The 5,736-nt window shown below is 72.9% G+C and carries 2 protein-coding genes and 1 pseudogene; all 3 read right to left on the reverse strand.

The window, feature by feature from the left end:
- Positions 1–226, reverse strand: a pseudogene (locus VGD70_RS36950) (PKD domain-containing protein); the annotation flags it as partial.
- A 12-nt stretch (positions 227–238) separates the two neighbouring features.
- The gene (locus VGD70_RS14645; RefSeq protein WP_331081993.1) at positions 239–4,123 is read right to left on the reverse strand and encodes a PKD domain-containing protein; all 3,885 of its coding nucleotides are present in this window, start codon (positions 4,121–4,123) and stop codon (positions 239–241) included.
- 275 nt (positions 4,124–4,398) lie between these two features.
- The coding region (locus VGD70_RS14650; protein WP_331081994.1) for a PKD domain-containing protein at positions 4,399–5,736 on the reverse strand (1,338 nt) is incomplete at its 5' end.

Genomic DNA, 5,736 nt, shown 5'->3' on the forward strand with positions numbered 1-5,736 from the left:
CCGCCGATGCGGTCCAGGCGCCGCCCACGTCGGCGGTCCCGAGGCCGGCGGTGACCGTCCGGCCGAAGGCGTCACTGGCGATCGCCGCCGGGCCCGTGGGCGCGGTGACGGTGACCGGGCGGGTGGTCGTGCCGGTGCCGCCGACGTTGTCGGTGACGGTCAGCGTGATCGTGTAGTTGCCGGCCGTCGTATACGTGTGAGTCGTGCCGACACCCGAACCGGCCTGGCTTCCGTCACCCTAGTTCCAGGCGTAGGACGCGATCGTCCCGTCCGAGTCCGTCGACGCCGCCGCGTCCACCGCGACCTGCAGCGCGGTCGGCGTCGCGGTGAACGACGCCGTGGGGACCACGTTCGCCGGTGGCGTCGCCGCCACCGTGACCGGCCGCGTGGTGGTGCCGGTGAGGCCCCCGCTGTCGGTGACCGTCAGGGTGACCGTGTACGGCCCCGCCACCGTGTAGGTGTGTGTCGCCGTCGCGGCCGTGCCGGTGGTCACCGGCCCGCCGTCACCCCAGTTCCACGCGTAGGACACGATCGGTCCCTCGGCGTCGGTGGACGCCGAACCGTTGACCGACACTCCCATCCCGCTCGCCGTCGCGGTGAACGACGCCGTCGGGGGCGCGTTGACCGGAGGCGTGCCGCCACCGGGCCCGGTCACCCGGTAGCTGGTGAACCGCACGTTGGTGACGGCGGTCGTCCCCGTGGGGCGGTGCACCGACAGTCCGACCGAACCGGGCACCTGGAGGGCGGCGGTCGTGTCCGTACGGGTGATCGACGCCGCCGTCGGCTCGGCGGTCCCTCCGCGCCACGCCCATACCTGCACCTGGGTGGGCGAGGTCCCGGCCATCAGCACCCGGACGTTGAGCGGTGCACCCGCGGTCAGGGTCAGCCCGGGGACGATCGTCTCGCCGCCGGGGAACGCCTCCGTCCCGCCCGAGACGCGCGACAGGGCCAGCCCGACGGTGCCGTTGGCCAGCAGGCGCACCCGCACCCGGTACTCCAGGGTGGCCGAGACCCGCCGGCCGGTGACGTAGACGTAGGTGCCGTTCCCGGTCGGCGCAGCGCTCAGCGAGAACGTCGTCCGGACGTCCGAGGTGGTCTGCGAGACGTTCCCCAGGAAGGAGCCGGTGTTGTTGCCCGCGGCCGGCAACTGCATCGTCGCGATGCCCGGGGCCACGGACTGCCGGGTGCCGCCCACCGAGGCCGTCCACGGTCCGCCGACGGGAGCGGTGCCCAGCCCGCCGGTGACCGTCCGGGAGAAGTTGTCATCGACGATCACCGCCGGCCCCGCGGCCACCGTGACCACCTGGCTCAGCGTGCCGGTGGCGCCCTGGTCGTCGGTCACCGTGAGGGTCACCGTGTACGTGCCGTCGGCGGCGTAGGGGTGCGTCGCCGTGGCACCCGACCCGGCGGGCGTGCCGTCACCCCAGTTCCAGGAGTACGACGCGACGGTGCCGTCGGAGTCGGCCGAGCCGGTGCCGGCGACCGACAGGGTCCGGCCCGCGGTCGAGGATGTGAAGGCAGCCGTCGGCGGGACGTTCGCGGCGCTGACGACCACCAGTGCCGCGTGCGAGTCCGTGGCGCCGTCGTCGTCGGTGACGGTGACGGTGACCGGGTAGGTGCCGGCCGCCGCGTACGGGTGGCTCACCGTCGGCCCCGTCCCGGTCGCGCCGTCACCGAAGGTCCACGTGTACGACGCCACCGTGCCGTCCGGGTCCGCCGACGACGTCGCGTCGAGGGCCACCGTCAAGGGCGTCGTCGTTGCGGTGAACGTGGCCGTCGGGGCGGTGTTGCCCGCCGCGCCGGAGCCGAGCCGGTAGTGCTGCATGACCTGCCCCGGCTGCGGGGCCAGGATGTAGAGCGCCGGCTCGTCGAGGCTGCCCTCGAAGTAGTTGCCGGCGTCCCCGCCGACGCGCAGGTACCCGTTGATCGTCAGGTTGGCGGGGACGTCGAGGTGGGAAGCCACGACGGCACCGTCGACGTACAGGACGACACCCGACGGGCTGTACGTCGCCGACACGTGGTGCCAGGCGCCGTCGTTGTAGGACGCGGCGCTCGTCACCGTCCGGGTCGTCGTGGCGTCGACATTGACCGCGAAGCTGAGCCGGCCGTCGGCGCCCATGGTGACGGTGCGGTCGGTGAGCGGGCTGTCGCCCGAGGGGGCGGTGCCGAAGCCGATGAGCTCACCCGGCTGGGTCGAGGTGGTCTTCATCCAGACCTCGCCCGTCGTGCTCTCCGGGGCTTGGAACGGGAACGGGACGATCCCCCCAGGTCCCGTGTCGAAGCCCAGGACCATCGACGCGGCCGACGTGCCGTCGAAGGAGTAGGCGGTGTCCGCGTCACCCACCAGGGCACCGGGGACGCCGGCGGTGACGCCGGTGCCCGGCATCAGGACGGCCAGGTTCCGCTGCCCCAGCGCCGCGGCGGCGCCGGCCGGCTCGCCGAGGGACCACAGCTCGGTGACGCCGTCGGCCAGAACCGCCTCGGCGTAGGGCCGGGTCGGCACGGCGGTGGTGCTGACCGCCGCCCACGGGGTGGACGACCGGTTGCCGAACGGGTCGGTCGCCGTCACCCGGTACGTCGTCCCGGCCGTCCCCGGGTCCGTCCAGGTCATGAGGGGCCGGTCGGAGAAGTCCGAGCCCTGCACCACCTCGTGGACCGGCGTGGTGGCGTCGTTGTCCTTGTAGACCCGGTAGGTGAGGAACTTGTTGTCCTGGTCGGTGGTGGCCCGCCAGCTGACCCGCACGCTGCCGGGCGTCGTCTCCACGGCCGAGGTGGTGAACTCGGCGAACGACGGCCCGATCAGGTTCGGCGCGGTGCCCGGCATCGCATACCGGACGAGACCCTGCTGGTCGACGCCGTTCACCCGCGGGAACTCACCGGCGTAGGTGATGTACTGGCTGTTGCCCGTGATGCTCCAGCCGGCCTGCGTCTGCCCGGTGATGGTGCCGGCGTTCATGGTCGGGAACCAGTTCAGCAACGACGGAGCGGGCTTGCCGTAGAACGCGTTGCTGCGGAGCGTGAACGGACCCACCGTGCCGGTCGGCGCGACCGAGATGGCGGTGGCGTACTTGTTCACCCGCGGGTTCTGCTCCTTGAACCCGCCGATGTTGCTGCAGTCGTGGGCATGGCCGGCGATGTAGACCACGCCGCCGGTCACGAAGCTGCCGTAGTGGTCGCCGTGGCAGTCGTTGATGGCGAGGACGCGGCCGGTGTCGGCGACGACGGTGAAGGACCCCTCGAGGTTGCCCGGGCCGGAGAAGTCGTATCCGGTGCCGACGACGACGGTGCCGTCGGTGGACAGGCTGTAGACGGCCGCGTTGATGCCCTGGTTGGTGATCAGCTGGTTGATCTCGTACGGCCGCGTCACGCCGGTGACAGCGTCCAGCGCCCCGACCCCGGTCGCCTTGACGCCGTTGAGGGAGTCGAACCGCCCCGACACCACGACCTGTGTGCCGCCCGAGGTCAGGACCATCCCGAGCACCTGGTCGCTGGTGACGGTGCTGCCGTCGCGGTTTCCGCTGGTGGGACCCACTCCTGGGACGGGCGCCCACGGCAGCAGGCCGGCGTTGCTTGCCGTCACTGCGGCCAGCCGGCTGCGGCTGACGCCACCCACAGCGCTGATGCTGCCGCCCAGGTAGACGGTGTCGTTCGTCGCTGCGATCGCGCGCACCTGACTGTTGACGAAGGGTGCCCAGCCGGCGACGAGCTCACCGGAGGCGGTGTCGATGGCCGCGACCCGGTTGCGGGTCTGGCCGTCGACGTCGGTGAAGTCGCCGCCGATGTAGAGCCGTGAGCCGTCCGGCGAGGCCGTGACCGCCAGGATCTGCCCGTTGACGACGGGATCGAAGGAGGTGATCAGCTCACCGGTGCGGATGTCGTAGGCCAGCATGTTGCTGCGCGGCGTCTCCTGGGTGCCGGCGGCGGCGCCCGCCGGCCGGGCGGTGGAGAACACGCCACCCACGTACACGGTGTTCCCGACGACGGCCTGCGCCCAACCCACGCCGTTGATCTGCACGGTCGGCAGTCCGTCGGCCGAGACCGTCATGGGGTCGGCGGCCGACGGAACCGGCGGGGCCGAGTCCGCGCGCGCGGCGGTCGTGCCGGCCAGCGCGAAAGTGGCCACGGCAAGGACAGCAGCGATGACGCCGGCCAGCCACCGTGTCGGTCTCGTCCCCGTTGACGAACTCATCCCCGTGCCCCCGTACAGCTCATGGAAACGCCGTCCGGGCGACGACGAGTGCAGACAGTGACCTTGACACGCGATGGGTGGGTCGCGGTGTCACACGATCCGGTGGTCCCCGGTGTGCGCTACGTGTGCGGCATCACTCTGTGTAGCCGCACGCAACACGTCCGGGCCGGCCCGCAGTGGGCCGGCCCCGACATTGCGAACCGTTCCGCTCAGACCGCGGGCGCCACCGTGAAGGCGGTCAAGCGCACGGCCGTCGCGACCGTCGTGCCCGAGGGCCGGTGCGCGGCGAGGCCGACCCCGCCGGCCACCTGCAGCTCGGCGGTCGTGTCGGTCCGGGTGATCGACGGCGTCGCCGGCTCGGCGGACCCGGCGAGCCACACCGTGGCCTCCACCTGCGTGGTGCCCGTACCCGACACCTTCACCCGGACGTTCACGCCGGTGCCGGCCGTGTACGTCACGCCCGGGAGGACCAGCTCGCCCCCGGGGAACGTCTCCGTGCCTCCGGAGAGCCGGGACAGGGCCAGCGCGATCCGGCCGTCGGCCTGCACCCGCACCCGCGCCCGGTACTCCTGACCCGTACCGACCCGCCGTCCGGTCACGTAGACGTACGTCCCGTTCCCGGTGGGCATCTCGGTCAGCGAGAACGTCGCCCGGACGTCGGCATCGGTCCGCGAGACCCCCGCGAGGTAGGACCCGGTGTTGTTGCCGGCCGCGTCCAGCCGCAGCTCGGCGACGCCCGGGGTCACCGACTGACGGGTGCCGCCGGCCACGACCGTCCAGTCACCGCCGGTGTCGGCGGTGCCGAGACCACCCGTGACCGCCCGGTTGAACGTGTCGCTCGCGACGACCTCCAGCACCGGCGGGGCCAGGACCGTGACGTCCGTCGTGGTCGTGGCTGTCGCGCCGTGGTCGTCGGTCACCGTCAGCGTCACCGGGTAGGTGCCCGAGAAGGCGTAGGTGTGGGAGGCGGTCATGCCCTCCCCCGTCTCGCCGTCCCCGAACTTCCACGCGTAGCTCGCCAGGGTGCCGTCGGCGTCGGTCGAGCCGGCCGCGTCCAGGGAGACGGCCAGGCCGGCCGGGCTCGCGGTGAACGCCGCCGTCGGGGCGACGTTCGCCGCCGGCGGCGGGCCCACCGGTGCGGCCACCATCGTGGTGACCGTGAAGCCGGCGAACCGGACGACGTTGGCCGCGGTGGCGCTGGAGGGCCGGTGGACGGTGACGCCCACCGCGCCCGGCACCTGGAGCTCCGCCGTCGCGTCCGTCCGCACCAGGGTCGGCGTCGTGGGCTCGGCCGAACCGGCCACCCATGCCGAGGCGGTGACCTGCGTGGTGCCGGTCCCCGAGACCTGGACCCGGACGTTCACGCGGGTTCCGGCGGTGTAGGTCAGGCCCGGGACGATGACCTCGCCACCGGGGAAGCCCTCCGTGCCGCCCGACAGCCGCGAGACGGAGAGACCGACCTGGCCGTCGGGCGCGAAGCGCACCCGCACCCGGTACTCCTGGTTGCTGGCGACCCGCCGGCCGGACACGAACACCATCGTCCCGCC

This window comes from Actinophytocola sp. (genome assembly GCF_036402745.1).
Taxonomy (GTDB): Bacteria; Actinomycetota; Actinomycetes; order Mycobacteriales; family Pseudonocardiaceae; genus Actinophytocola.